Origin of the sequence: Truepera sp., from assembly GCA_032027045.1 — a bacterium.
Classification (GTDB): domain Bacteria; phylum Deinococcota; class Deinococci; order Deinococcales; family Trueperaceae; genus JAAYYF01.
In genome coordinates this window covers 919,340-944,745 of record JAVSMU010000001.1, presented here as the reverse complement: position 1 = coordinate 944,745, position 25,406 = coordinate 919,340, and the positions used below count along the sequence as shown (strand labels likewise).

Sequence of the window (25,406 nt, the reverse complement as noted above, 5' to 3'; positions counted from 1 at the left end):
CTCCCGCTATTCCAACTTGATGTCGAAGCCGATGGCGCTTCGCACCAGGTCCTTGATGTAGGTGACGGCGTCGTCGCCGGCGCCGAACGCGGCGCCCAGGCTGGGCACGCTGAGGAGCACCGGCAGGTCGCGGCCGCGCATGGCGCGCTCGCTGACCTTCACGGGGTCGTGGATGAGCCCCTCGTCGACCACCACCAGTCCGTAGGCGTCGTCGTGGATGATCTCTTCCAAGGCGTGGACTGCGTCCTCGGGGACGCTCTCGCGCACCTCTACGCCGGCCAGCCGGTAGCCGATGGCTGTCTCCGCGTCGGTCAGGACGAGCAACTTAGGCATGTGCCAGCTCCCGTTCGAGCGTCTCGCGTGGGACGCCGTAGAACTTGCCCCGCGCGAGGAGGCGCAGCTGCGCCGCCTCGGCCTCTTTCCGGCGCAAGTAGTCGACGACCACGCCGATGTTCAGTGGGGCAAGCGAGAGGCGGTGCGCGCTTGCGTCGAGGACCTTGCGGATCTCGGCCTCCGCGGCGCCCAGGCCGCTCTCGCCGGCAGCAGCGGCGGCGACGGCGGCGAACGACCCGCCTGCCAGCACGCCAAGAGCGGCGCCCTCGGGGTCGTTGACGATGGCGTCGAAGGCAGCGCGCTTGATCTCGTGCCCCCCGCGGATGAACAGGTCGGCGGCCGCTTGGGGGGCCCTGCCGCGGATCTTGAGGGCCGTGCGCAGGTTGGCGGCGTCCACCTCGAGTTGCAGGTAGCGCTTGAGCGCCTTGGGCACGTCGGCGGCGTCGGCGCGCGAGAGGATGGCCGCGTAGTAAGCCTGGTCGAGCGCCACTTCGAGCGCGTAGAGGTCGGGGTCGCTCTGATAGCGGCGAGCCGCCCTTACGAAGGCCGAAGTCACTTCGCTGCGCGCGACGGCCAGGACCTGCGCGGCCGCGGCCATGTCGCTGGCCATGGCGGCCTGCTCGAGCAGGCTGGGCCGCAACTCACCGGCGGGGAACAGCGAGCCCTCGATCTCCTCCAGGCCCTTCCCCGCGTGCTTGCCCCGGGCTATGGCCTTCACGTTGGCCAGGTCGAACCGCATGAGGAGCAGGCCGATGAGTTCCCGGGGTTGCCCGTCCGAGAAGGTCAAGAGGCTATGCGCCGTGTGGTAGACGTTCCTGGCCACGGCGTGGTCCACGGCGGCCAGGCCGGTGCTACGCGCCTGCGCCTCTTCCAACTCTTTGACGTACGGGGTCTGTGCCAGGCTGGAGGTGAAGGCGCGAAAATCGCTGGCGTCGAGCGCCGCTTGATAGAAGGGTGGGCCCAGGAGCTTCGCCCTCATCCCGCGCACGCGCGCGTTGATGTAGCCGTAATCACTGGACATGCGCCCTCAACCTGCCTTGGCGCCGAAGAGCGCCGTCGAGACCTCCGAGGCAAGCTCACCGCGCAACGCCTCGAGCCGACCGTAGAGGGTGTTCGCGATGACGCTGCGGTTGGCGGTGCGCAGGCGCATGCCGCCCTTGACGTCAGCGGCCGTTTCGACCGGGACGGTGAGGCCGGCGGCCGCAACGGCCTTCTCGGCGAGTTCCCGGTCCTGTGGACCGACGATGACGGCCTGCAGTGATTGCGTGCCCGCTGCCGCGACCGCTTCGCTCAGGAGCTTCGAGAACACGGGAGCGTACTCTTCCGGATCGCTGAGCAGCTTGTCGAGCTTGTCGCGCGCCGCCGCGAAGACGCTCTCGACCCCGTCGTGCTGGGCCCTGAGGCGCAACGCGGACGCTTCCAGCTGCGCGGCCGACTTCGCGCGCACCAGGGCCGCTTCGCCCTGCGCCTTCGCGGCGCGCGCGTGGCTGGCCGTCAAGGTCTCGACCTCCGTCTTCGCGTTCGCGATCATCTCCGAGGCGCGACTTTGCGCCTCGGAGATGATCGTCTCGATTTCCGAGCTCGCCTCTTGCTCGAGGAGAGCCGAAAGCTCAGCCACGCTTACCCGCCGATCTGGTTGTTCAGGAAGAACGCGATGACGAAGCCGAAGATGATGAGCGTTTCGGGGATCACGAGGTAGATCAGGATCTGTCCGAAGGCCTCGGGGCGCTCGGCGAGCAGACCCGCGCCGGCGCTGCCGATGGCGGCCTGGGCGATGCCCACGGCGATCGCGGCAAGGCCGATGGCGAGGCCGGCGCCGAGGGCGATGAGGCCCGCCCCGAGCCCGGGGCCGCTGACCGACTGGGCGAAGGCGACTGCACCGAAGAGGGCGAAGAGGGAGATTGCCGAGAGAACGCGAACTGCCTTGATCATCACTTTCCTCCTAGTAGCTTGAACGGTCTATACGGTCGGCCGCTCTCGTCGTAGTAGCCGAACTTGGTGAAGAACTCGACATACTGCAAACGCAGAGGCTGCAGTGCATGTCCGATGATCGTGAGGGCCAGCGCCAACAGGTGGATCGTCAACCCGAGGGCGATACCCAGGATGGGGCCGAGGATGGGCAGCGTGCCGCCTATCGCGAAGCCCAGGTCGGTGACCAGGTTGGCCACCAGAGCGGCGGACAGACCCACCGCGAAGAGTCGCAGGAAACTGAGGATGTTGCCGGAGTTGGAGATGAGCTCGACGAGCATCAGGGGCATCTTGGCCAACACGGCGTTTATCAGGAACACGAGCAGCAGTACCCCGACGATGCCCAAGACCAGGGGGCCCACCGAGTCGTTGAGGAACGCCCAGGCGAAGATCACGATGCCGATCAGGCCCGAGGCCATCCCGACGCCCTCGAAGACGTGTTTCATGTCTTGGTGCCTGAAGCCGAAGACGATGCGGATCAACCAGCCGCCCACGACCTGCAGCACGCCGAAGGCGATTGTGAGGAGCAAGAGGGGCGTGAAGACCTCGATGCGCAGCAGCGGGACGTTGATGAGGCCGTAACCCACCTCGTGATGCGCCGTCGTGTAGAAGATCGGCCGGCCCGCCGGGAAGCGCTCGAGGAAGTTCCCGAGGAACTCGCCGTACACGAAGCCCCAGGCGAACGCCCAAGCGGCGCACCAGAAGATGACGGTGCTGATGGGCTTGAGGGCCTGCGCCGGAACGACGATGTTCAACGGACCCATGTCGAGCTTCTTGCCCGCCTCGCCACGTTTGCGCAGCAGCCAGGCGATGACGGCGAACAAGATGGCGAAGCCCATGTCGCCGACGACCAGGCCGAAGTAGAGCGGGAAGAACACGGCGAGGGTCCACGACGGGTCGAAGCTGCCGTACTTGGGCGGCGCGAAGAGCGCCAGCAGGCCCGTGAACGGTCGTACCCAGGCCGCGTTCTCGAACTTGACGGGCACCTTCTCGTCGTGGTGGACGTCCGCCTCGCGGGTCTCGACGATGATGTCGCCACCGAACTGCTTACTAAGCGACGCCACCACGTTGGGTCGGTCGGCGCTGGGCACCCAACCTAGCAGCGCGAAGCCGTAGCGGCCCTCCGCCAGGTCCTGGTAGCGCGCGTAGCGCTCCTGATGGTTGCGTGCGGCGCGGTCGAGTGAAGCGAGGCGCGCACCGTGCTGCGCCCCGATCTTGCGGAGGTCGGCGCCGATGTTCTCGAGCCGTTGCGGCAGTACGCGCGCACGCTCCTCCATCATGTGGGCGGCCTTGGCAACGCCGAGACCGGCGTACTTGTCGGGCAGCACGATCTCCGAAACGCCCTGCTTGGCGAGCGCGCTGCGCAAGTCGGCCAGTAAGCGGCGCAGGGTCACCGTGGCGACCAGGCGGCCGTTGCGGTAGGGGCGGCTCGCGAACATGACGGCCCCGCCCAGGGCCTCCGTCACGACCGGCTCCAGCGTCTCCAGCCCGCCCTCCTCGATGAAGAAGCCGACGCCGGCAAGGTACCTGGCGTCGTCGAGGGGGCCCAGCAGGGGTGCGAGGTCACGAAGTAGGGGTAGGTAGCTGTGGATGAGCTCGAGCTCGTCGCTCAACTCGCCGCGCTCCGCCACCAGCCGGTCCACCTGCTCGGCGACTTCCGAAAGGTCGCGTTCGATGGCCGCTGGATCCGAGCCGACCTCCACGCGCGCTTGCGATTCGGGGTCTACTTGGAGCTGGCCGATGAGGTACGCAGAACGCGCCACCAGTCGGTCCCAGCTCTCCTTGGCCTCCAGGTCCGCGCCTTCCAGTCTCAGTCGGCGGATGGAATCTTGCGTGGAGTCGGGGTTGAGCGTCTCGACCTGCACCACACCCAGGTTCTGAAGGCTGATCAGGACTTCCTTGGCGCGGCTGCGCCTACCGACCACCAACACCTGGTCCATCGTGGCGATCATGGCAAGACCTTCTCCAGCACCATGGTAGCGGCGCGGCCCGCGTTGTTGTTGGCCTTGTCGTTGAGCAACCCGGCGGCGTCGCGTGCGTTATGCAAGATCTCGTTGCGTGCGGCCTCGGCCTGCTTGGTCGCGGCCTCGAGGTCGCTCTTGGCCGCGCCCTCCGCCCGCGCCTTGCCCTCGGCGACGAGTTTGGCAGCGTCCGCCGCCGCCTGTTCGACGATCGCCTTGGCCTTGGCCTTGGCCTCCTCCACCTTACGTACCAGGTTCTTCTCCTGGGTCACGAGGTCTTGGAGCAGTCGTTCTCCTCGAGCTTCCAAGCGGCCCTCCTTCCGTCACACTGCAGCACCGGCACCAAGTATCGGGCCTGATGTCGTGGGAAACGTTCGTTGCGAGTACCTACACAGAAGGCGCCGCCGCGTGGTGAACCACGCCCCTGACGCGTTTCTGCCCAAACATACCAAGGCATCATGGGGGTGTCAATCAAGGACATTCGTCCCGACCGCGACGATGTGCCCGCCAGAGGCCGGACGCTCTCGGGGCCGGTCAACCCCTCTTCTTACGTTGCTTCGTGTACGCCTCCGGCACCCTCAAGCGGCGTTCCGCGTCGCGCGCCGCGAGAACCCCCTGAATCTCCTGCAGTTCATCATAAAGCTCGGCCAGGCCCGCCTCTCCCGCATCGGCGTCCGTCAGCCCGGCCGCCAGCTCGGCCCTGCGCGCCAGCAAGCGCGCCCTCCCGGCCTCCTTCTGCTCCTCGAGGAGCACCTCTCGTAATCGCGACATGGTCTTGACGAGCTGCACCTCGATGTCGATGCGGCCGTCTTCCTCGCCATCGGCCCGCAGCAGTCGTTCGAGCACGACCGCCCCCTCGTCGAGCCGTTGATAGTTCGCGAGGACCGCCCCAGCGTCGTAGTCGAACTCCGAGCAGTAGCGCGCGAAGTCGACGAGCGCCGAACCGGCGCCGTGAGCGGGGACCCCGCCCATCACCCGCTCCAGCCTCTCCCTCAGCCGGCGCGGCTCCATCAGTAGCAGGGCCACCGCTTCGAGCTCCAGCCTTCGCGCCTGGCCTAGTTCGAGGCGCTGGCGCCTCAGACCCTTCATCTCGGTCGTCGACGGAGCGCGACGGGCTTTGCCGGCCAACCAGTCATCCAAGCGCGCACCGTCGATCTTCAGGTGTTCGATCACGAGCCTGCGCATCTCGGTCGCCACCGGATCGAACACCCCCCGCGGCCGCAACACGCCCTGCAACTCCTCCAGCACCGAACGTTGGCCCTCGACGCTGGCGGGGTCGTAGCGTTCGAGTACGCGGCGGAAGCGGAACTCGACCTCGTTCACGCCCTGCGACAGGGCGGCCTGGAACTCGCTCAGGTGCCCGCCAAGCACCGCCTCGGCCGGGTCCTTGCCGAACGGTATCGTTACCGCGCTCACGACGAACCTGCGCCCCACCGCCTGGTCGAGCCCCGCCAACACGGCTCGCTGCCCGGCCTCGTCGGCGTCGAACGCCAGCTTGACGGAGTGGACGTCGAGCCGCGCCAGGGCGTCGCCCTGCTCGGCGGTGAGGGTCGCCCCGAGCGCTGCCACGGCGTTCTTCATGCCCGCCTGGTGCAGGGCCATGACGTCCATGTAACCCTCGACCACCAGCACCTCGCCCGAGCGCCTGATCTCCGAGCGCGCCTTGTCGAGGCCGTAGAGGAGCCCGCCCTTGTTGAAGAGCTCCGACTCGGGGCTGTTCAGGTACTTAGGCATCGAGTCGTCGAGCACGCGCCCCGCGAAGCCGACCAGCCGAGAGAGGCCGTCGCGGATCGGGAACACGATGCGCTCCCTGAAGCGGTCGTAGCGCCTGCCGCGTTCGTTCTCGATCACGAGGCCCAGCGTCACCAGGTCGGCCTCGCGCACGCCCTTGCCGAGCGCATGTCGTAGCAGGCCGTCCCAGCCGGCCGGAGCGAACCCGACCTCGAAGGCGTCCACCGTCTCCGTGGCGATGCCGCGTCCGCGGAGGTAATCGAGTGGCGCTCCCTCCAGGTGCGTGCGGAAGTACTCGAGGGCGAGCTGGTTGACGTCGTAGAGGTCGCGGCGGTGCGGTTCCTTGCGGCCGGCCGGCTCCACCTCGACCCCGGCCCTGGCGCCCAACAAGCGCAGCGCATCGGGAAAGCTCAGCGCCTGGGTGTTCATCACGAAGTCGAAGACGTCGCCCTTGGCGTGGCAGCCGAAGCAGTAGTAGAACCCGCGGTCCACGTGGACGTGGAAGCTCGGCGTCTTCTCGGCATGGAACGGGCACAGCCCCTTGAGCTGACCCCTCCCCGCGGGCTTGAGCGCCACCACCTCTCCGACGACGTCGGCCAGGTTCAGGCGGTCCTTGATCAGTTCCTTGGCGTCACCGGCCATCACCCGAACTCCTGACTCACCTTGGCCACCAGGTTACGCCCGGCGCTGGTCCGGGTCAGTCATGCGCGCCCTGCTCCGCCGGGTAGAGCGGCAGGTGCCCAAGCGCTATCACGTCCTCGCGCTCGGATCCCTCCGTGAAGACGACCATGGTGGCCACGACCTCCGCGCCGACCTCTTCCAAGATGCCGATCAGACCGTTGAGGGTCCCGCCCGTGGAGACGACGTCGTCCACTATGGCAACGCGCTTGCCGCGCAACTTATGCAGGTCGGCCCCGTCTATCACGAGGAGCTGGGGCTTGCCTGTCGTGATTGACATGACGGACCTCGTGATCGAATCGACCATGTAGGGTTTCTCGGTCTTGCGGGCCACCACGTACGGCAGGCCACTCCGGACGCTCATGGCGTGCGCCAGCGGCACGGCCTTCACCTCGGGCGTGACCAGCGTCTGGACGCCGTGCGGCAGACGCCTCACCAACTCGTCAGCGGCTGCCTCGGTGAGCGCGGTGTCGCCCAAGAGGTTGAGCAGCGCGACGGACACGGCTCCGACGTTGACGACCTTCAGCTCGCGCTCCTGGTCTCCCACGCGAACCCGGTGGCTTTGCATAATCATGCCTCCTGAGGAGGCGCCCTAGTAGGCGCCGGCCTCGAGTCCCGGCCGCGCTCGGTGCGCCGCGGCCGGTCGGTGCGGGACCCTTCCGCGGTGCGGGCCCCTGGACGGCCCATACACTACCGCAGTGTGCTCCCGCACGGTTCTTGGGCCAACCGGGGCGCGTGGTACGCTCGTGCCCGTGGAGGAAGTGCACCTGAGGCCCGCCTCGCTGGCGGATTACGTCGGCCAGACGCGGCTCAAGCGGAAGCTCGAGGTCTACCTCGAGGCCGCCCGCGACCGCCGCGAGGCGCTCGACCACGTCCTGCTCTACGGACCGCCCGGCCTCGGGAAGACCACGCTGGCGCACATCATCGCCGCCGAGCTGGGCGTGGGCATCCGCGTGACCTCGGGTCCGGCCATCGAGAAGCCCGGGGACCTGGCTGCCATCCTCACCAACTCGCTCGAACCCGGTGACGTCCTCTTCATCGACGAGATCCACCGCCTGGGCCGAGTGGCCGAGGAGCACCTCTATCCTGCCATGGAGGAGTTCAAGATCGACATCGTGCTGGGCCAGGGGCCCGCCGCCCGCTCCATCCGGCTGGAGCTCCCACGGTTCACCCTGATCGGCGCCACCACGAGGCCGGGCCTCATCACGGGGCCGCTCCGCAGCCGCTTCGGGATCCTCGAGCACCTCGACTACTATTCCGATGCGGAACTCGCCACGTCCGTCAGGCACGACGCCCAGCGGCTCGGATACAAGCTGAGCGACGACGCGGCGCTCGAGATCGGCCAGCGCTCGCGGGGCACCATGCGCATCGCCAAGCGCCTGCTGCGCCGCGTACGCGACTACGCGCAGGTGGCCGGCGACGAGGCCATCGACCTGGCCCGCGCCAAGCATGCGCTGGACGCCCTCGACATCGACGACGCGGGCCTGGACCGCCGCGACCGCGCCATCCTCGGCGCACTGGTGGAACGCTTCGCCGGCGGCCCGGTCGGGCTCGACACGCTCGCTACCGCCGTCTCGGAGGACCGGGCCACGCTGGAGGAAGTGTACGAACCGTTCCTCATCCAGCGGGGCCTGCTCATGCGCACCCAGCGCGGTCGCATGGCCACGCCGGCCACCTACCGCCACCTCGGCCTTCCCGTGCCGGTCGGAACCCTCGGCGAGGCGCCCCTGTTCGGTGAAGGCGCCGCCCCCGAGCGGCAAGCTTGACGCGGGGGTGAGCGCCGGATGGACAGGTGGGTGAACGCCGGATGATCAGCGGCAGCCTGAAGAGCGTTCCGCTGGGTGACGTGTTCCAGCTGGTGGCCATGAGCCAGAAGACGGGCCTCTTGACGGTCGAACGCGGGGGCGCCCGCGCGCGCATCTACTTCGACCAGGGCCGCGTGGCGTACGCGCACATGACTTCGGGTGCCCACCTCGGCGAGATGCTCGTGCGCCTCGACCTCCTCACCGCCCGCGAAGTACAGGAGATCCTCATGGATCAGCAGCGCGAGAACCCGGGGACCCTCCTGGGGCGCGTTGCCGTGGAGAAGGGCATCCTCGCCGAAGCGGACCTGGCGCGGGCCGTGGAGGCACAGGCGTTCGACGTGATCACCGAGTTGCTGTCATGGTCCGATGGCGCGTTCGAGTTCGGCGAGGTGACGGCGAACGCCTCTCAGGTACCTTTGGGTCATGGCTTCGACGCCGCAATGCTCCTCATGCGCGTCGTCCAAGGTCTCGAGGCGTTCAAGGAGCATGGCGCGCCACCGGACGCCGTCTACGCGCGCCTGGGCGACCCGACCCTCGTCGACCTGCCGGACGGCGCCTGGGAGGTCCTCGGTCAGGTGGACGGCCGGCGCTCGGCGCGGACCATCGCGGCCGAGCTCGACATGCCGGAACGCAGGGCCCTGGCCGTGCTGGGGGAACTCGAGACCCTGGGCGTGGTCGAGCGGTCGCCGTACCCGGCCGACGAGCCCGTCGTGCTCGTCGTCACCGCGAGCGGCGCACTCGACAGGCTCATCAAACTGGCGCTCCAGCGGACGGGCCTTCGCACCGCCCGTGTTGCCGACTTCGCCAGCGTGTTCGAGGGCATCAACGAGCACCATCCTCGCGCGCTGGTGCTGGACGATGACGGCTCGGCCTGGGACTTCGTGCGGGCGCTGCGCAAGAGCGCTCAGCAGGGGCATCTTCCCGTACTCGTGCTGGTTGAGAAGGAGCCGCGGGGCTCGTTGTTCAGGCCCCTGCCCAAGGCCGACTGGCTCGTCAAGCCTTTCCACGAACTCAAGCTCCAACAAGAGGTCACCAAGCTCGTCGGCGACCCCAAGCACGCCTGAGGCCGAGGGCCCACGACTGTCGGCCCCATGAGGCGCCGGCCTCCTCACGTCTCATTAAGTGTGGGCGTGACGCGGGTGTAACTTGGTGGTGACGCCTGCAGGAAGGCGCTTCCGGCACCGCTGGTATACTGCCCGGCAACGCGACTTCGTGCGGTGGTACGGAACATCAGCTTCAGGTAGGGACCCGTCCCTCCCACTCGCCCCGTGGCAGTCGCGTGTATGGTCGGCGCGCCGCCGCTTCTTCGCGGTAGCGCCGAAGAGAGAGGTGACATTCGTGAGGAAACTTCTCAGTCTCCTGTTCGCCGTGTTGGTCATGGGCGCAGTAGCCAGCGCTCAGACAGTGATAACAGTGGCTGCGGGGGCCGTCGGGCAGGAGCTCGAGCTCACCAAGGCCGCGGCGGACCGCTACATGAAGGCCCATCCCGACGTCACCGTCAAAGTGCTCGAGACGCCGGACCTTACCGACAACCGCCTCGCCCTGTACCTGCAGATGTTCGAAGCCAAGTCCTCGGACGTGGACGTGTTCCAGATCGACGTCATCTGGCCCGGCGACCTCGCCGAGCACTTCGTCGACCTGTACGACTACGGCGCCCGCGACGTGATCGATCAGCACTTCCCCGCCATAGTGCAGAACAACACCGTCGACGGACGCCTCGTCGGGATCCCGTGGTTCACTGACGCCGGGCTCCTCTACTACCGCACCGACCTCCTCGAGAAGTACGGCTTCGATGGCCCGCCCAAGACGTGGGACGAGCTCACCAGTATGGCGCAGAAGATCCAGGACGGTGAGCGCCAGGCCGGTAATCCCGACTTCTGGGGCTTCGTCTGGCAGGGCAACTCCTACGAGGGCCTCACCTGTGACGCCGAGGAATGGGTCGCTTCTTACGGCGGCGGCACCATCGTGAGCCCGGAGGGCGTCATCACCATCAACAACCCCAACGCCATCGCCGCGATCACCGAAGCGGCCTCCTGGGTGGGCACCATCTCCCCCAACGGCGTCACCAGCTTCGGCGAGGAAGAAGCCCGCAACATGTGGCAGGCGGGCAACGCGGCGTTCATGCGCAACTGGCCCTACGCCTACAGCTTGGGCAACGCCAAGGACAGCGTCATCGCCGGTAAGTTCGACGTGAGCCCACTCCCCGCCGGCCCCAACGGCAAGCCCGCCGCCACGCTCGGCGGTTGGCAGCTCGCCGTCTCCAAGTACAGCAAGGATCCCGCGGCCGCGGCGGATGTGGCGCTCTTCCTCGCGTCCCCGGCCGAACAGAAGATCAGGGCGATAGAGGGCTCACTCAACCCAACCATCATGTCCCTCTACAAGGACCCTGACGTGCTCAAGGCCGTGCCGTTCTTCGGCTCCTTGTACGACGTGTTCACGAACGCGGTCGCGCGCCCCTCGACCGTCACGGCGCCCAACTACGCGGCCGTGTCGCGCGCCTTCTACACGGCCGTGCATAGCGTGCTGACCGGGAAGACCACCGCAGCCGACGCCGTCGCGGAAGCCGAGGCCGACATCGAGGACATCACGGGCTTCCCCACCGGCCAACCATAAGGCCGGGGCCCGCTAGCTCTGACGGCCGGGGCCACGCGCGAACCGCGCTGGCCCCGGCCACTGGGTACGTCTATCGGCCTCGCCCTTCGCCGGCGGGGCCGTTCGCTTACGTGGAGTAATGGACGGAGGACCGATGAGCGACGCCAACGAGTCGCCGGCGCCCTCTCCCAACGATGGGGGGCCACCCGGGAAACGAGCGGCGCCGGGCCAGGGGCGCGGCACCACCAAGAGCGGCAGTTCGCGCCTGGTACGCATGGAACGCCGCACCGCTTATATCTTGCTGCTGCCGACGTTCGTCATCCTGGCCCTGATAGCGGCCTACCCCTTCGGACAGGTCGTCTACTCGAGCCTCACGAACGCCAAATTCGCCAGCTCCGAACCCACGAGTTTCGTGGGCTTGGAGAACTACCACACGCTGTTCGCGTTCACCGTCAAGCGGCTCCCCCCAAGGCTTGACGAGTCGGGTGCCCCGGTAATACTCGACGGCAAGACCCAGTACGAGTCGCCCCTCAAGATCCTCCCGCGTTCCCCCGTTCGCTTCAAGCAGGTGTTCCAGTTCGACCTCTTCGGCAACCGATACGTGTTGGGCGCCCTCTCGGCCGAGTTCATCCGGGCAGTGTGGGACACGCTGGTCTTCACCATCGTCGCCGTGGCGCTCGAAACCGTGCTCGGGATGGTGATAGCCCTGACCCTCTCCAGCAACTTCCGCGGCCGCGGCGCAATGCGTGCGGCCATGCTCGTGCCGTGGGCGGTCATCACGGTCGTCTCGGCCCGGATCTGGGAGTGGATGCTCCAACCCAGCCGCGCGGGGCTGTTCAACGCCCTGGCTTCTTACCTGGGCATAGGCGACGGCCACACGGACTTCTTCGGCAACCCCCGCCTGCAACTCCCCAGCATGATCATCATGGACGTCTGGAAGACCACGCCCTTCATGGCACTCTTGCTATTGGCCGGACTCGCCACCATCCCCGCGGAGTTCTTCGAGGCGGCTAAGGTCGACGGCGCCGGGCCCCTAAAGCGCTTCTTCCGCATCACGCTTCCCCTCCTCACGCCTACCCTCGCGGTGGCGCTCATCTTCCGCACTCTCGACTCCCTGCGCGTGTTCGACATCTTCCAGGTCGTGCTCGGCAACCAGCGCTACTCCATGGCGAGCTACGCGCAGGACATGCTCATCAGCCGGCGCGACATGGGCTTGTCGTCCGCGGCGTCGGTGACCATCTTCATCATCATCTTCGTCTTCGCGCTGCTCTACGTCCGCTCCATGAAGGTTGATACCCAATGACCGCCTCCGCCGAACGCGCCAGGCGCCACCGGACCCGGGCGCTGCAGCGCGCCGTGGGCCGGTTCTTCTTCTGGTTGCTCATCATCGTGCTGTTCGTTTATCTGATGTTCCCGTTCTACTGGGCGCTCGTCTCCGCGCTCAAGTCGCAGGCGGAACTCATCCAGCCGCCGGCCACCCTCTGGCCGGCGAAGCCGGTGCTAACGAACTTCCGCTCAGTGCTGTCCAACGACACCTTCGTCCGGGCACTGGGCGTATCGACGATCGTGGCCAGCAGCGTGACCATCCTTTCGCTCCTGGTGGGCTCTTTCGCCGGCTACGCCCTTGGCAAGATGCGTTTCAGGGGCAGGGGCGCGTCCTTGTACGTCATCCTCGCCATGACGATGTTCCCGCAGATCGCCGTGCTGGCGGGCCTCTACGCCGTCATCCGCCTGCTCAACATGCCCGCCGTTCCAAGCATGATCCTCTCCTACATGCTCTTCACCCTGCCGTTCACCGTCTGGGTCCTCACCTCGTTCTTCAAGGGGCTGCCCGACTCCCTACTGCAGGCGGCGCAGGTGGACGGCGCCACGCTCTTCCAGGCGTTCCGCTACGTGCTCCTCCCCCTGACCGCACCGGCTCTCGTAACCACCGGCCTGCTCGCGTTCATCCAGGCGTGGAACGAGTACCTGTTCGCACTCACGTTCACCGTGATCGACCCTCCGGCTCGCACGGTGCCAGTGGCCATTGCGCTGTTCACCGGCGAGGTCGCCCGTCAGGAGCCGTTCGGCGAGATCATGGCGGCCGCAGTGATCGTGACGATCCCCCTGGTCGTGCTCGTGCTGATCTTCCAACAGCGCATCGTGGCCGGGCTGACCGCCGGCGCCGTGAAGGGCTGATCGGGCCTCAGCCTGCGTGGAGCCGCTGCAGGCGCTCGGCGATCTGGTCGAGCGCCTGCGGATTGGCCACGACCTCGCGGTTCGTCATGGGCCGGCCGTTCACCAAGCGGCTGACGGCCAGTTCCATGGTCTTCCCGGAACGCGTCCTGGGCAGTTCAGGCACGTCGATGATCCTCTTGGGCACGTGGCGTGGCGACGTGGACTCGCGGATGACCCTTCGGATGCGCGCCTCGAGCGCCTCGTCGAGCACGGCCCCTCCTCGCAGCACCACCAGTAGCCAGACTTCCTGATCGTCCTCAAGGCGCCGCGCCACCGCGACCGCCTCGGCTACTTCCCGCACCGCCTCCAGCGGCCGGTAGATCTCGGCGGTGCCGATGCGCACCCCGCCCGGGTTGAGGGTGGCGTCGGACCGCCCGTAGACGACGATGCCGCCATGAGCGGTGCGCTCCACGAGGTCGCCGTGCCGCCACACGCCCGGGTACTGCTCGAAATAGGCGGCGCGGTAGCGTGAGAAGTCCGGATCGGCCAGGAACCGAAGCGGCATGGAGGGGAGCGGGGAGCCGCAGACGAGCTCGCCCGGCTCGCCGGTCACGTCGTTGCCCGACTCGTCGAACACCCTCAGATCGACCCCGAGCCCCGGGCCTTGGATCTCGCCCGCGTATACGGGCAACGTGGGCACGCCGAGCATGAAGCAGCTCACGATGTCGGTGCCGCCCGAGATGCTGGCCAGGTGCAGGTCCTGCTTCACGGCCTCGTACACGTACTCGAAACCGTGCGGCGAGAGCGGCGACCCGGTGGACGCCAGCGTGCGCAGCGCGCTCAGGTCACAGGCGTCGCCTGGGCTCAGGCCTTGGCGCGAGAGTTCTTGGATGAAGCGGGCGCTGGTGCCGAAGAACGTGACGCCGAGGCGCTCGGCGAGCCTGAAGGTCACCAGCGGGTCGGGCCAGGCCGGAGAACCGTCGAAGAGCACGATGGTGGCGCCGGACGCCAGCGCCGAGACCAGCCAGTTCCACATCATCCAACCGGTGGTCGTGAAGTAGTAGACGACGTCGCCGGGACCGATGTCCGAGTGAAGCGCGTGCTCCTTACGGTGCGTGAGAAGGGCGCCGCCGGCGCGGTGGACCATCGCCTTCGGGGCGCCCGTGGTGCCCGAGCTGTAGAGCACGTAGAGGGGGTGGTCGAACGGCAGTGCGGTGAACTCGAGCGGCCCGGCCGCTCCGGCTAGCCACTCGTCCCACGTCGGCGCACCCGCCAACCGTGGCCCCTCCCCGGGGTAGACCAGCTCCACAGTCTGCACCAGCGTCTTGAGGCGGCGGCGCAAGGCGGCAACCGTCTCGCTCCTGTCCATCAGCTTGCCACCGTAGCGGTAAGCACCGGAAGCGACGAGCACCTTGGGGCCGACCTGCTCGAAGCGGGCGGCCGCGGCCTCGGCGCCGAAGTCGGGCGAGCACGACGTGAAGACGGCTCCCAGGGAGGCGCAGGCCAGGAGGGTGATCACGGCCTCGGGCAGGTTGGCGGCGAAGGCCGCCACCGCGTCCCCCTCACCCACCCCGGCCGCCAGCAGGGCGGCGCGCGTCCTCGCCGTGGCGTCGCGCAACTCGGGCCAAGTCAGGCTCGTTTCGCCCCCGCCCTCCACGGCCGAGACGATGGCGACAGCGTCGGCTGCAACACCCCGCGGGTGAAGCAGGGCCTCGGCGTAGTTGAGGGTGCCGCCCTCGAACCACCGCGTATGGGGCATTGGATCAGTGGACCGCACGGTGGCGGCGCGGCTTCGGAACGGCAGTTCCAGCTTCTCGGCAAGGAGTCCCCAGAACTCGTCCGGCCGTGCCACGCTCCAGGCGTGCAGTGCGGCGTAGTCGGGCAGCGAGGCCGCGGTGGCGCGCTCCGCGGCCAGCCGGAACGCCTCCATGGCGCTCGCCGCTACCCGGGCGCGTGGTGGGGTCCAGAGCGGTTCGCTCGCTGCGCGGCTCATCTCCTGGGGTTCTCCTCCTGGTCGAGGCTCGGCCGACTCGCGTGGGCCACGGAAGACTTAGGCGTCAGTGTACCCTTGGGCATGTTCTCCAGGCGCAGGAGTCGCACCCCGGCGCGGGTCCGGGCCCCGGCACGCCCCGAGGATCCGGCGCGACCGGGGGTACCCACGCCACCGGGCGCGACCGGCCGCCGCTCCGTGACGCGCGACGACCTGGCCCAGCTGCGCCGCACACTCTCGTTCCTGAGGCCCCACCGGGGCGCGCTCGTGGGCGGCATGGTGGCAGTTGCGTTCGCCGGCATCCTCGCCCTCGTCTTCCCCCTCCTGATACGTGACCTGCTCAACACCGCCTTCGCCCCCGGCTCGGCGGCAGGACTGGCCCTCTCCGAGCTGAACCGGGTCGCTCTCCTGTTGGTCGGACTCATGTTAGCTCAGGCGGTTTTCAACTACCTGCGCATGTACCTCCTCGGGCGCGTCGGAGAGGCGGTGGTCGCCGACATGCGTTCCCGGGTGTTCGGGCACCTGCTGGCGCTGTCCGTGCGCTTCTTCGAGGACCGCAAGACCGGTGAGATCACGTCGCGGCTTACGGCCGACATCGCCACCTTGCAAGGCGCCGTCTCCTTGCAGTTGGCGCAGTTCGTCAATCAGGGAGTGACGCTGGTCGGGGGGCTGGTCGTGCTGCTCGTCCTCGACTGGCGCCTTACCCTGCTCATGCTGGCGGTCATTCCCGCCCTGGTGGTCGCGGCCGCCTTCTTCAGCCGCGGGATCCGCAGGTCGAGCACGGCGTTCCAGGACGATCTGGCCGCCGCGAACGCCGCCGCCGAAGAGGCCATAACGTCCATCCGGGTCGTGAAGTCGTTCACCGCCGAGGGCTGGGAGAGGCGGCGTTACGGGGACCTCGTCGCGCGCTCGTTCCAGAGCGCGCTGATCCGCGTGAAGCTGCGCGCGCTGTTCGTTCCCGCGGTCATCCTCGGCATGTCCGGCGGGCTGGCGCTGGTGCTGTGGTACGGCGGACGCCTCGCCGTGTCGGGCGCGCTGCAGAGCGGCGACCTCGTCGCCTTCTTGCTGATCACAGTGTTCGTCGCGAGCAGCATCGGCACCTTCACCGACCTCTGGACCCAACTGCAGCAGGCGGCCGGGGCCTCCAAGCGGATCTTCGAACTGCTCGACGAGGAGAGCGACCTCCCCGAACCGGAGCGGCCGGTCAAGCTGGAGAGCGTGAGGGGCGAGGTGCGCTTCGAGGACGTGTCGTTCGACTACGGCCGCGGCGCCGAGGCCGTCCTCGAGAACGTGAGTCTGGTTGCCCGGCCGGGCGAGGTCGTGGCGCTGGTCGGCCCGAGCGGCGCGGGCAAGAGCACGTTGGTCAGCCTGGTGTCACGCTTCTTCGACGTGACCTCTGGGCGGGTCACGCTCGACGGCGTCGACGTGCGAGACCTGGCCACCGCCGACCTGCGCGCCCTGATAGGCCTGGTGCCGCAGGAGACCCAACTCTTCTCGGGCTCGATCATGGAGAACGTCCGCTACGGGCGCCCCAGCGCCACGGACGACGAGGTGAAGGCGGCGGCCAGGGCGGCCAACGCCGACGGCTTCGTGGCGGGACTGCCGCGCGGGTACGACACGCAGGTCGGCGAGCGAGGGGTGATGCTTTCGGGCGGCCAAAGGCAACGGCTCGCCATCGCTCGCGCGCTGCTCAAGGACCCGCGCATCCTCATTCTGGACGAGGCCACGAGCTCGCTCGACAGCGAGTCGGAGGCCCTGGTGCAGGCCGCGCTGGACGTGCTGATGCGGGGGCGAACGACCTTCGTCATAGCGCACCGCCTGGCCACCGTCAGGAAGGCCGATCGGATACTCGTGTTGGACGCGGGCACCGTCGTGGAAAGCGGCACCCACGAGGAACTCCTGGCGGCCGGGGGCCTCTACGCCGACCTCTACGAACTGCAGTTCAAGGGTGACGCCACCCACGCCGTCCCGGTGGCGCCGTAGCGCCCCGCCCCGCGCCATCACTACCTGCCGAGTACAATGTTGGGTCATGCCCCTCACGGTCCACTCCCCCTACACGCCAAAAGGCGATCAGCCCGAGGCCATCGCCGGGTTGGTCGAGGGGCTGGGTGACGGGCTCCGGTTCCAGACGCTCCTCGGAGCCACCGGTACCGGCAAGACCTACACGATGGCCAAGGTCATCGAGGAACTGCAGCGGCCCGCGCTCGTGCTCGCTCCCAACAAGGTCTTGACGGCGCAACTGGCGTCGGAGTTCCGCGACTTCTTCCCCGACGCGGCCGTCGAGTTCTTCATCTCTTACTACGACTACTACCAGCCCGAGGCCTACGTGCCGTCACGGGACCTCTTCATCGAGAAGGACGCCAACATCAACATGGAGCTCGAGCGGCTCAGGCACTCCACCACGCGCTCGCTGCTGACCCGGCGCGACGTCATCGTCGTGGCGTCGGTCTCCGCCATCTACGGCTTGGGTTCGCCCGAGGAGTACGAGAAGCTCCACCTCTTGCTCCAGGTGGGTAAGAAGCTCTCTCGCGACGAGATCCTCGCGACGCTGGTGCGCCAGCAGTACGAGCGCAACGACGTGGAGCTCGCGGCCGGCCGCTTCCGGGCCCGCGGCGACGTCGTCGAGGTGTGGGCGGCCTACGAGGAACGGCCCCTGCGCATCGAGTTATGGGGCGACGAGGTCGACCGCCTCACGATGATCGACCCGGTCACGGGCGAGGAGCTGGCCGAGCTCGACAACGCCATGGTCTTCCCCGCCAAACACTACGTGACCCCTTTCGACAAGCTGGCGCCCGCCGTGGAGGAGATCGAACACGACCTCACCGAGCGCCTGGCGTTCTTCGAGGCTACCGGCAAACTCCTGGAGGCGCAGCGGCTCAAGGAGCGCACCAGGTACGACCTCGAGATGCTGCGCACGCTCGGCTACTGCTCGGGGATCGAGAACTACTCGCGCTACCTGGAGCGGCGGCCCCCCGGCAGCACGCCCGGCACGCTTCTCGACTACTTCCCCGACGATTACGTGACGTTCCTCGACGAGTCACACGTGATGCTGCCGCAGGTCAGGGGCATGTTCAACGGCGACAGGGCCCGCAAGCAGACGTTGGTCGACTACGGCTTCCGGCTCCCGGCGGCCCTCGACAACCGCCCGCTGACCGAGGAGGAGTTCCTCGCCAAGGTCGGGCAGGTCGTGTTCGTGAGCGCCACGCCGACCGAGCGCGAGACGGGGATGTCGGGCCAGGTCGTGGAGCAGGTGATCCGCCCCACGGGTCTCGTCGATCCCCAGGTCACGGTCAAGCCGAGCAAGGGCCAGATCGACGACCTGCTCTTCGTGATCAGGGAGCGCGCGAAGAAGAAGGAGCGCGTGCTCATCACGACCCTTACCAAGCGCATGGCCGAGGACCTGACCGAGTACTTCGCCACGCAGGGTGTGCGGGTGAGGTACATGCACTCCGACATCGACGCGGTGGAGCGGCAGGTCATCATCCGCGACCTGCGGCTCGGGCACTTCGACGTCCTCGTTGGCATCAACCTCCTCCGCGAGGGACTGGACCTGCCGGAGGTCAGCCTGGTGGCCATCCTCGACGCCGACAAGACGGGCTTCTTGCGCAGCGCTCGCTCACTGATCCAGACGATCGGCCGTGCGGCCCGGAACGTGAACGGCGAGGTGTTCCTGTACGCCGACGAGGTGAGCGACGCCATGCGCTCGGCCATCGACGAGACGAGCCGTCGCCGCAACAAGCAGCTGGCCTATAACGAGCTCCACGGCATCACGCCCGAGTCGGTGCGCAAGCGCGTCCACGACGTCATCAGGGGCACCGAGGAGGAGGTCGAGGAGGCCGCGGCCGACCTCGACCCGTGGGAGCGCGAACTCGTCTTCGACGATGCGCGGCAGGAGCTGGCTACGCTGGAGATGGAGATGTGGGAGGCGTCCGAAGGCCTCGACTTCGAGCGGGCGGCGGCAGTCCGTGACAGGATCCGCGAACTCGAGGCCAGGCTGCAAGGGCGCGAAGTACTCATCCCGACCATACCGGGCCAGGCGCAGCGCACGGGCGTCGGCGCGTCCGCTTCGACCGCGTCCGGCCGTGCGGGGCGCAAGGCGCGGGCCTGAGCGCCCGAAAGCAGGCGGCGGTGGCAGGAGTGCGAGGACGGAGCTTTCTTGAACCCTGAGCTGGCGACCCGCCCCGCGGCTGGCTTCTGTTCGCGCTGTTCGCCCTTTGGCTGCAGCTGCCTGGCCTGGGGTTGGCACAACCCTTCGCCGCCGACGGCGGCTGGGCGCGGCCGTACGCGCTTCCCTTGGATCGGCCCGTGGCGGGGGTGGGCGTTGCCGTCACCACTACGGGAGCGACCGTCGTGTGGGCCGACGGGCAGGGCGTTTGGGCCATGAGCGTGAACGCCTCGGCCGCCGGGGGGCCGGCCACCGGGGCCCCAGCCCTGCTTGCGGAAGCCACCAACGTGCGAAGCATCAGCGCCGGCGAGGTGCAAGGCGAGCTGGCCGTGGCGTGGGCCGAGCGCGACCGCACCACCGGCCGCTATCACCACCACGCCTTGTGGGGCTCCCGGATCATCGACCTGCTGGTCGACCCGCTCGACGTCGACTTCCAGTTCGTCGACCTGGGCGGCACCGCCTACGCAGCGGCCACCCTCAGGCGCGGCGGCGTGGCGCAGCTCACGCTCCTGCCCCTGAACGGCGGCGCCCCGGTGGTGGTCCATAACACGCCGCTCTCGGTGCGTGGGGTGACTTACGCAGAGGCGGACGATGGCCTGTGGCTGGGCTGGCTCGAGGGCAAGACGGTGCGCACCGAGTTCGGCGTGAAGGCCGAGTGGAAGGCCTATGCCGCGTTCCTGACAGGCACGCATCCCGTGGCGGCCCCGCTCGAGCTGGGCAGCGCGGACGTTACCGACGAGCGGCAGCGGGCGGTCGTCGCGATAGCCCCCGGCGGCGCCATCGCCCTGTGGACCGATGAGGAGGGGAGCCTGCGCCTCGCCGACCTGGCGGCGCCGGGCGCGCCAGGAGTAGCCCCGGGGCTCGCAAGGGTGAGCGCCGGCGCCGCCGGCTACAGCGGCCGCCCGCTGGCGGCAGCCTGGCCATACGTCTATTGGACCGAGGCGGCCAGCTTCAAGCGCCTCGACGCGAGCGTGCTGTTCGCCGCGGGCGAGGCGACGCCCACGAACGTGCTCTGGTCACCCGTCACCGTCGAGGGTGCGGCGTTCGGCCGCGGCGAGGTCTCGTCCCGTGCTCTGGACGTCATCGCCTGGTACGGCCGGGCTGCCGGCGGGGTAGTCGAGATCTACACCAGTGACGACGGCGCACCGATGCACCTGACCGTGCCCGACAGGCTCGCCAAACTCATGAAGTGGAACCCCTGGTTCATCTGGGAGCAGGCGATCGGCCAGGCGCTGACGGCACTCCTCATCGGGGTCCTGGGCGTCCTGGTGACCATCCCTTACCTGTTGATCGTAACGCAGCTCGCCGCCCGGCGACGGCGGCGCCGAGCTGGAGGGCGTTCGCGCGGCATGCTTCTGGGGGCCATACCGGTCGCCGCGGCAAGCCTCGGGTTGGCACTGGCCGGCGTGTACGGTCACGTGGCACCCCTGGCGTCGGCCGCCACCGTGGCGCTTGCCTTGGCGTTGGGTATGGCGACCGCCTACCTGGTCACCCTCAGGGGAGACCGGGAACCGCAGACCACCATGTTGCTTGCGGGCGCTTTCACCGTCTTCGGCAGCATGGCCGTCTGGTCTTTCCTGACCTACCCGGACTGGGCGCCGCTGGTCGGTCTGGCCTGAGCCGAAGGCCGGTTACGGTGCCCCACGTGCGGCTGGGGCGGCTGACGCCCGTGTTAGGCTTACCCGGCATGAAGTTCGAAGTGGGTGACCACGTCGTTTACCCGTCCCAGGGAGCTGGGGTGGTGGCCGAACGGACCTCGAGGGTGGTGCTCGGAGAGACTCACGAGTACCTCAAGGTCGTATTCGCGAGAGGCGACATGGAAGTGCTCGTGCCCATCAAGAAGGGGCAGGAAGTCGGGCTGCGTCACACCGTGAGCAAGGACGAGGTGGAGCGGCTGCTTCAGTCGATCGCCCGCGCCGACCTCACCCTCCCGGCCCAATGGCCGCCCCGGTTCCGTGCCGAACAGGACATCCTCGCCGGCGGCAGCGCCTACGACCTCGCCCGCCTGATAGGCGTCTTGGCCAAGCGCGACGCGGAGAAGGGCCTGGCCGCCACGGAGCGCGAGGTGCTCGACAACGCTCGGACCATGCTGGGCAGCGAGCTGGCGGTGGTGTTGGAGCTGAGCCTCGAGGAAGCCGACGAGGTGCTCCGCGAAGCCATGAGTGTCCACACCGTGTGACCGAAGGACCAGCCGCGCAGGACCACGAGCCTACGGGCGCCCGCGCACGCGTCAAGGAGTTGCTCGAGCGGCACGGGCTCAGGGCCGACAAGTCCCTGGGGCAGAACTTCCTGGTCGACACCGCCGCGCTGCGTAGCATCGTCTCGGCAGCGGAACTCATCCCCGGCGAGGCCGTCCTCGAAGTCGGCCCCGGGTTGGGCGTGCTCACCCGCGCGTTGCTCGACGCCGGTGCCCGCGTCACCAGCGTCGAGCTGGACGGACGCCTCCTGCCCGTGCTGGAGGAGGAGTTCGCGGCCGAGCTCGGGGGGGCGTCCGGCCGCCTGACCCTCGTGCATGGGGACGCCCTGCGCTTCGACCTGGCGGCGTTGCCCGAGCGCTCCAAGCTCGTAGCCAACCTGCCCTACAACGTGGCCACCCCCATCGTGGCGCGAGCGCTCGAGTCCGGGCGCTTCTCGCGCCTGGTGTTCCTGGCCCAGCGGGAGGTGGGCGAGCGTCTGGGCGCGAGGCCGGGCACGCCCGAGTACGGCGCACTCTCGCTGTTGGTGGCCCACTTCGGCAGGGCCCGAATAGTGAGAAGCGTTCCGCCCGGCGCCTTCGTGCCTCCCCCGAAGGTCACGTCGGCGATAGTGCGCATCGACACCGACCCCACGGCCGTTCCGAACCCGCAGCTCTTCGCGCTCATCCGCACCGGGTTCGCGCACCGGCGGAAGACCCTGGTCAAGAACCTGCGGCTCGCCGGCGTGGACCGCGAGCTGGCCGAGGCGGCAGTGGTGGCGGTGGCAGGCGACCCCAGGGTGCGCGCCGAAGCGCTGGACCTGCCGGCCTTCGTCGCCCTGGCGGCGGCCCTAGGGCCCTGTGCTACGACTGCTCATGAAAGGGTGAGTATACTGCCCTAAGCAAAAGTAAATCCCCGGCCAGGGGCACCGAGCGGCCCGGTCACGCCGGTAGGAGTTAGAGAGCGCATGGCCCACTTCTTCGTGGTTGGCGACGCCACCGTCGACCAGATGTATTTCGTCGACGACTTTCCGGAGCACGGGGGTGAGGTCGCTGCCCTGAGGGCGGTGATGCAGCCGGGCGGTTCGGGGGGCACCGTGGCGACGGTCCTCGCCCGCCTCGGCAACCGCACGTGCATCGCCACCAGGGTGGGCACGGGGCCTTTCTCCGAGCTGACCCTACGCAACATCGTTGCGGCGGGAGTCGATACCCGGCTCATTCAGAAAGATGCCGACCTCCAAACCAGTTCCATCTTGCTGATCGTCACTCCTGACGCCCAACGCACCATGATCAGCGCGGCCGGTGCCAGCCGCCAGCTGGATTCGGCCGAGCTGCGAGAGGCCGACGTGGCCGCCTGTGACGCGCTCGTAATGAGTGCCTACAGCCTCATCGGTGGCCCGCAGAAGGAGTACGCCCTGCAGTCGCTGGCGTACGCCCGCAAACACAAGTTGACGACCTTCGTCGACCTCGGGACGGGCGCGGTCAGCGCCCTCAAGGGCCGCCTGGTGCCGGCCCTGGCAGGCGTCGACTACTGGCTGATGAACGAGCGCGAGCTGTACATGCTCACGGGCCGCTCCTCCATCTCCGAGGCGGTTCACGACCTGCGCGACCAGGGCATCGAGCAGATCGTCGTGAAGGTCGGGGCCATGGGGTCGATAGTCATCAACTCGGACATCAACGAGCTCGTCGAGGCGCACGAGGTGGACGGCGTGGTGGACTCCACGGGCGCGGGCGACTACTACACTGCCGCCTTCGCTCACGCCATCATGGCCGGTCACGACATGTACTCGGCAGCCCGCTTCGGCAACGTCGCCGGGGCCCTCAACACCACCATGGTCGGGGCCCAGAGCCTCGTCCTGGACGAGGCCACGCTGCAGCGCCACGCGGGGGCGGGCGTACTGACAGATGCCCCGGCCTGACCCTTCGGCCACGCACGGGCGCGGTCTGCCGTGGGCCCTGCCGGCCCTCGTCCTTCTGCTGGTCATCGCCTTCCAGGGCGTCGCGGCAGCGCAGTCCGACAGCTACGGCCGGCGTTTCGATACCGCTTGGAACCTGGTCGAGAACCGTTACTGGGACTTGGGGCGCACGGGCGTCGACTGGGCGGCGGCGTACGGCGAGTACCGGCCGCGCGCGCTGGCGGCGCGTGACGATGGCGCCTTCTACGCCGTCCTCGAGGAGATGTACTCGCTACTGAACGACCACCACTCGGTGTTCGTGCCACCCGACAAGGTCGCCGAGGTGCGCGCCATGTACGGCGACCTGCCCTGCATCATGGTCCTGGGCGACGGCGCCGGTGGGCCGCTGCCCGCCGCGAGGCGCGAACTGGTGGGCGGCTTCGTTGGCGCCGCGACCGTGGGACGAGCCGGCAGCGGGCCGCTGGAGGGCGGCGGCCGGCTGGCCAACGTGACTTACGACCTCATGGCGAGCGGCGTCGGCTACGTCCGGTTGCCCGACCTGGCGACCGACGGCGCCGCCGCGGCGGTGCGCTCGTCCGTGACGGCCCTCCAAGACGCCGGCGCGTGGTCCTTGGTGCTGGACCTGCGCGGCAACCCCGGCGGGCGCCTCGTGACCATGATGCAAGTGGCCGGCGTGTTCACGCGGGGCTTCTTGTGGCGCGCCATCACGAACTGGTCGCTGCCCATGCCGTACCCCGCGATCGGCCTGTCGCAGACGGACCTACCACTGGCGGTCCTCATCGACCGCGACGTCAACAGCGCGGCCGAGGGCCTGGCCGGCGCCCTGCAGCTGCGGGGCCGGGCCGTCGTGGTCGGCGAGCGCAGCGCCGGCAACGTGGAGGCGCTCCTGCCGTTCTGCTTGCGCGACGGGTCACAAGCCTGGATAGCCACGGGCGTTCTCGCGCCCATCGGGGGCCCGACGTGGGAGGGCCGCGGCGTGGTGCCCGACGTGGCGGTAGACCCCGACGAGGCCCTGGGTGCCGCCGTCGACTACCTGGAGCAGCGAAGGCCTTGACGCCACAAGATCACCTCGAGCGCGTGTCTGCGCACGTCTGGCGTGTCCAGCTACCTTGCGACACGCTGCCGCCTTACGACCACGTGAACGCCTACGTGGTGGCGCAGGGCGGCGTGGCCCTGGTCATCGACCCCGGCTCGGACCGCCCCGAGGTTCAGTCCTTGCTGCAAGCCGCCCTCGAGGAGGCCCAGGCGCGGCTGGTTAAGGGCATCGCCCTGACCCACACTCATCCGGATCACGTCGACGGTGTGCCCCGTCTCCTGCAGTTCGAGGTCGGCCGCAACGGCCAGGCCCCGCCCGTGTTCGTCCACGCGTCGGAGGCCGGCAACCTGCCCAAGGCCTGGAAGGTCACGCTGCTGCCCTACGATCGGGTCTTGACGGTGGGCGACGTGACCGTGACGGCGCTTCACACGCCAGGGCACAGTCCGGGGCACCTCTCTTTCGTGGTCGGGGCCCCGGACGGCGACGAGGTCGAGGCCGCCCTGGTTGGCGACCTGGCGGCAGCGACCGGCTCGGTGTGGGTCGGCCTCCCCGAGGGCGACGTCAGCGCCTACCTGTCGAGCCTGGAGCGCGTGGCCGCGATCGGGGCTCCCGTGCTGGGTCCGGGCCACGGCGCCCTCATCACGGAGCCCGAAGCGCGCCTCGGGGAACTGGCGGCCCACCGGCTCGACCGGGAAGCGCAGATATTGGCTGCCCTCGAGGAGGGCAGCGCCGACGCGGCGGTGATCACGCGCCGCGTCTACCCCGACCATCCGGAGGCGGTGCTCGCCATGGCGGAGCGGAGCGTTCTAGCGCACCTCGTCAAGCTCATGCGTGAGATGAAGGTCGTGCACTTGGGCAGCGACGAGCGTGGGCCGTACGCCCTGAGGCGCTGAGAAAGCCA

22 protein-coding genes are annotated in these 25,406 nt (G+C 68.6%); 13 read left to right on the top strand and 9 right to left on the bottom strand.

The annotated features are described in order from the left end of the window. Positions 1-6: 6 nt before the first annotated feature. From ROY82_04210 to ROY82_04175, 8 genes are all read right to left on the bottom strand, one after another. Positions 7-333 (bottom strand): V-type ATP synthase subunit F, encoded by a 327-nt coding sequence (locus ROY82_04210; GenBank protein ID MDT3681671.1) that lies wholly within the window; start codon positions 331-333, stop codon positions 7-9. After that, the gene (locus tag ROY82_04205) at positions 326-1,354 is read right to left on the bottom strand and encodes a V-type ATPase subunit (protein MDT3681670.1); all 1,029 of its coding nucleotides are present in this window, start codon (positions 1,352-1,354) and stop codon (positions 326-328) included. The genes ROY82_04210 and ROY82_04205 overlap by 8 nt, the downstream gene beginning before the upstream one ends. Positions 1,355-1,360: 6 nt before the next feature. Beyond that, a complete protein-coding gene (locus ROY82_04200; protein MDT3681669.1) occupies positions 1,361-1,951 on the bottom strand; it encodes a V-type ATP synthase subunit E in 591 nt (196 codons plus the stop codon). Between the two features lie 2 nt (positions 1,952-1,953). After that, positions 1,954-2,265 carry a V-type ATP synthase subunit K gene (locus tag ROY82_04195; GenBank protein ID MDT3681668.1) on the bottom strand — a complete coding sequence of 104 codons (312 nt, stop codon included), beginning with the start codon at positions 2,263-2,265 and terminating at the stop codon, positions 1,954-1,956. Beyond that, positions 2,265-4,253, bottom strand: coding sequence for a hypothetical protein (locus ROY82_04190; protein MDT3681667.1), 1,989 nt, complete (start codon positions 4,251-4,253; stop codon positions 2,265-2,267). The genes ROY82_04195 and ROY82_04190 overlap by 1 nt, the downstream gene beginning before the upstream one ends. Then, on the bottom strand, positions 4,250-4,570 hold the full coding sequence (locus ROY82_04185; protein ID MDT3681666.1) for a V-type ATPase subunit subunit G family protein: 321 nt from the start codon (positions 4,568-4,570) through the stop codon (positions 4,250-4,252). Before ROY82_04185 ends, ROY82_04190 begins: the two co-directional genes overlap by 4 nt. Before the next feature lie 226 nt (positions 4,571-4,796). Next, complete coding sequence (gene dnaG / locus ROY82_04180) at positions 4,797-6,635, bottom strand: DNA primase (protein ID MDT3681665.1); 1,839 nt, start codon at positions 6,633-6,635, stop codon at positions 4,797-4,799. A 55-nt stretch (positions 6,636-6,690) separates the two neighbouring features. Continuing rightward, positions 6,691-7,239, bottom strand: a complete 549-nt coding sequence (locus tag ROY82_04175) for a phosphoribosyltransferase family protein (protein MDT3681664.1) — start codon at positions 7,237-7,239, stop codon at positions 6,691-6,693. Positions 7,240-7,423: 184 nt separating this feature from the next. On the opposite strand from ROY82_04175, the gene ruvB reads away from it, so the two are divergent. The 5 genes from ruvB (at position 7,424) to ROY82_04150 (ending at position 13,246) form a co-directional block, all read left to right on the top strand. Then, the gene (gene ruvB, locus ROY82_04170) at positions 7,424-8,437 is read left to right on the top strand and encodes a Holliday junction branch migration DNA helicase RuvB (protein ID MDT3681663.1); all 1,014 of its coding nucleotides are present in this window, start codon (positions 7,424-7,426) and stop codon (positions 8,435-8,437) included. A 26-nt stretch (positions 8,438-8,463) separates the two neighbouring features. Beyond that, on the top strand, positions 8,464-9,540 hold the full coding sequence (locus ROY82_04165) for a response regulator (GenBank protein MDT3681662.1): 1,077 nt from the start codon (positions 8,464-8,466) through the stop codon (positions 9,538-9,540). A gap of 274 nt (positions 9,541-9,814) precedes the next feature. Next, the gene (locus tag ROY82_04160; protein MDT3681661.1) at positions 9,815-11,089 is read left to right on the top strand and encodes an ABC transporter substrate-binding protein; all 1,275 of its coding nucleotides are present in this window, start codon (positions 9,815-9,817) and stop codon (positions 11,087-11,089) included. A 133-nt stretch (positions 11,090-11,222) separates the two neighbouring features. Beyond that, entirely contained in the window at positions 11,223-12,371 is a 1,149-nt protein-coding gene (locus ROY82_04155) for a sugar ABC transporter permease (protein ID MDT3681660.1), read from the top strand. After that, positions 12,368-13,246: a carbohydrate ABC transporter permease gene (locus ROY82_04150; protein MDT3681659.1), complete on the top strand. Its 879-nt coding sequence runs from the start codon at positions 12,368-12,370 to the stop codon at positions 13,244-13,246. The genes ROY82_04155 and ROY82_04150 overlap by 4 nt, the downstream gene beginning before the upstream one ends. Positions 13,247-13,253: 7 nt before the next feature. Here the strand turns inward: ROY82_04150 and ROY82_04145 are convergent, their stop codons facing one another. Then, positions 13,254-15,218: an acetoacetate--CoA ligase gene (locus tag ROY82_04145; GenBank protein ID MDT3681658.1), complete on the bottom strand. Its 1,965-nt coding sequence runs from the start codon at positions 15,216-15,218 to the stop codon at positions 13,254-13,256. 81 nt (positions 15,219-15,299) lie between these two features. Between ROY82_04145 and ROY82_04140 the strand changes: the two genes are divergently transcribed. The 8 genes from ROY82_04140 to ROY82_04105 all read left to right on the top strand — a co-directional run bounded on the left by ROY82_04140 (position 15,300) and on the right by ROY82_04105 (position 25,398). Further along, positions 15,300-17,198 (top strand): ABC transporter transmembrane domain-containing protein, encoded by a 1,899-nt coding sequence (locus tag ROY82_04140; GenBank protein ID MDT3681657.1) that lies wholly within the window; start codon positions 15,300-15,302, stop codon positions 17,196-17,198. 46 nt (positions 17,199-17,244) lie between these two features. Beyond that, the gene (gene uvrB, locus ROY82_04135; GenBank protein MDT3681656.1) at positions 17,245-19,323 is read left to right on the top strand and encodes an excinuclease ABC subunit UvrB; all 2,079 of its coding nucleotides are present in this window, start codon (positions 17,245-17,247) and stop codon (positions 19,321-19,323) included. 185 nt (positions 19,324-19,508) lie between these two features. Beyond that, a complete protein-coding gene (locus tag ROY82_04130; protein ID MDT3681655.1) occupies positions 19,509-20,999 on the top strand; it encodes a hypothetical protein in 1,491 nt (496 codons plus the stop codon). 68 nt (positions 21,000-21,067) lie between these two features. Further along, positions 21,068-21,559, top strand: a complete 492-nt coding sequence (locus tag ROY82_04125) for a CarD family transcriptional regulator (GenBank protein MDT3681654.1) — start codon at positions 21,068-21,070, stop codon at positions 21,557-21,559. After that, positions 21,556-22,455, top strand: coding sequence for a 16S rRNA (adenine(1518)-N(6)/adenine(1519)-N(6))-dimethyltransferase RsmA (rsmA, locus tag ROY82_04120; protein ID MDT3681653.1), 900 nt, complete (start codon positions 21,556-21,558; stop codon positions 22,453-22,455). Before ROY82_04125 ends, rsmA begins: the two co-directional genes overlap by 4 nt. Before the next feature lie 66 nt (positions 22,456-22,521). Continuing rightward, the gene (locus tag ROY82_04115) at positions 22,522-23,472 is read left to right on the top strand and encodes a carbohydrate kinase family protein (GenBank protein ID MDT3681652.1); all 951 of its coding nucleotides are present in this window, start codon (positions 22,522-22,524) and stop codon (positions 23,470-23,472) included. Continuing rightward, complete coding sequence (locus ROY82_04110) at positions 23,459-24,523, top strand: S41 family peptidase (GenBank protein ID MDT3681651.1); 1,065 nt, start codon at positions 23,459-23,461, stop codon at positions 24,521-24,523. The genes ROY82_04115 and ROY82_04110 overlap by 14 nt, the downstream gene beginning before the upstream one ends. Next, positions 24,520-25,398, top strand: a complete 879-nt coding sequence (locus ROY82_04105; GenBank protein ID MDT3681650.1) for an MBL fold metallo-hydrolase — start codon at positions 24,520-24,522, stop codon at positions 25,396-25,398. Before ROY82_04110 ends, ROY82_04105 begins: the two co-directional genes overlap by 4 nt. Positions 25,399-25,406 lie beyond the last annotated feature (8 nt).

Coding starts and splice junctions, on each gene's coding strand:
- ROY82_04145 (MDT3681658.1), bottom strand. CDS start 15,218: ATGAGCCGCGCAGCGAGCGAACCGCTCTGGACCCCACCACGCGCCCGG.
- ROY82_04190 (MDT3681667.1), bottom strand. CDS start 4,253: ATGATCGCCACGATGGACCAGGTGTTGGTGGTCGGTAGGCGCAGCCGC.
- ROY82_04115 (MDT3681652.1), top strand. CDS start 22,522: ATGGCCCACTTCTTCGTGGTTGGCGACGCCACCGTCGACCAGATGTAT.
- ROY82_04175 (MDT3681664.1), bottom strand. CDS start 7,239: ATGCAAAGCCACCGGGTTCGCGTGGGAGACCAGGAGCGCGAGCTGAAG.
- ROY82_04140 (MDT3681657.1), top strand. CDS start 15,300: ATGTTCTCCAGGCGCAGGAGTCGCACCCCGGCGCGGGTCCGGGCCCCG.
- ROY82_04195 (MDT3681668.1), bottom strand. CDS start 2,265: ATGATCAAGGCAGTTCGCGTTCTCTCGGCAATCTCCCTCTTCGCCCTC.
- dnaG (MDT3681665.1), bottom strand. CDS start 6,635: ATGGCCGGTGACGCCAAGGAACTGATCAAGGACCGCCTGAACCTGGCC.
- ROY82_04205 (MDT3681670.1), bottom strand. CDS start 1,354: ATGTCCAGTGATTACGGCTACATCAACGCGCGCGTGCGCGGGATGAGG.
- ROY82_04155 (MDT3681660.1), top strand. CDS start 11,223: ATGAGCGACGCCAACGAGTCGCCGGCGCCCTCTCCCAACGATGGGGGG.
- ROY82_04210 (MDT3681671.1), bottom strand. CDS start 333: ATGCCTAAGTTGCTCGTCCTGACCGACGCGGAGACAGCCATCGGCTAC.
- uvrB (MDT3681656.1), top strand. CDS start 17,245: ATGCCCCTCACGGTCCACTCCCCCTACACGCCAAAAGGCGATCAGCCC.
- ROY82_04125 (MDT3681654.1), top strand. CDS start 21,068: ATGAAGTTCGAAGTGGGTGACCACGTCGTTTACCCGTCCCAGGGAGCT.
- ROY82_04150 (MDT3681659.1), top strand. CDS start 12,368: ATGACCGCCTCCGCCGAACGCGCCAGGCGCCACCGGACCCGGGCGCTG.
- ROY82_04110 (MDT3681651.1), top strand. CDS start 23,459: ATGCCCCGGCCTGACCCTTCGGCCACGCACGGGCGCGGTCTGCCGTGG.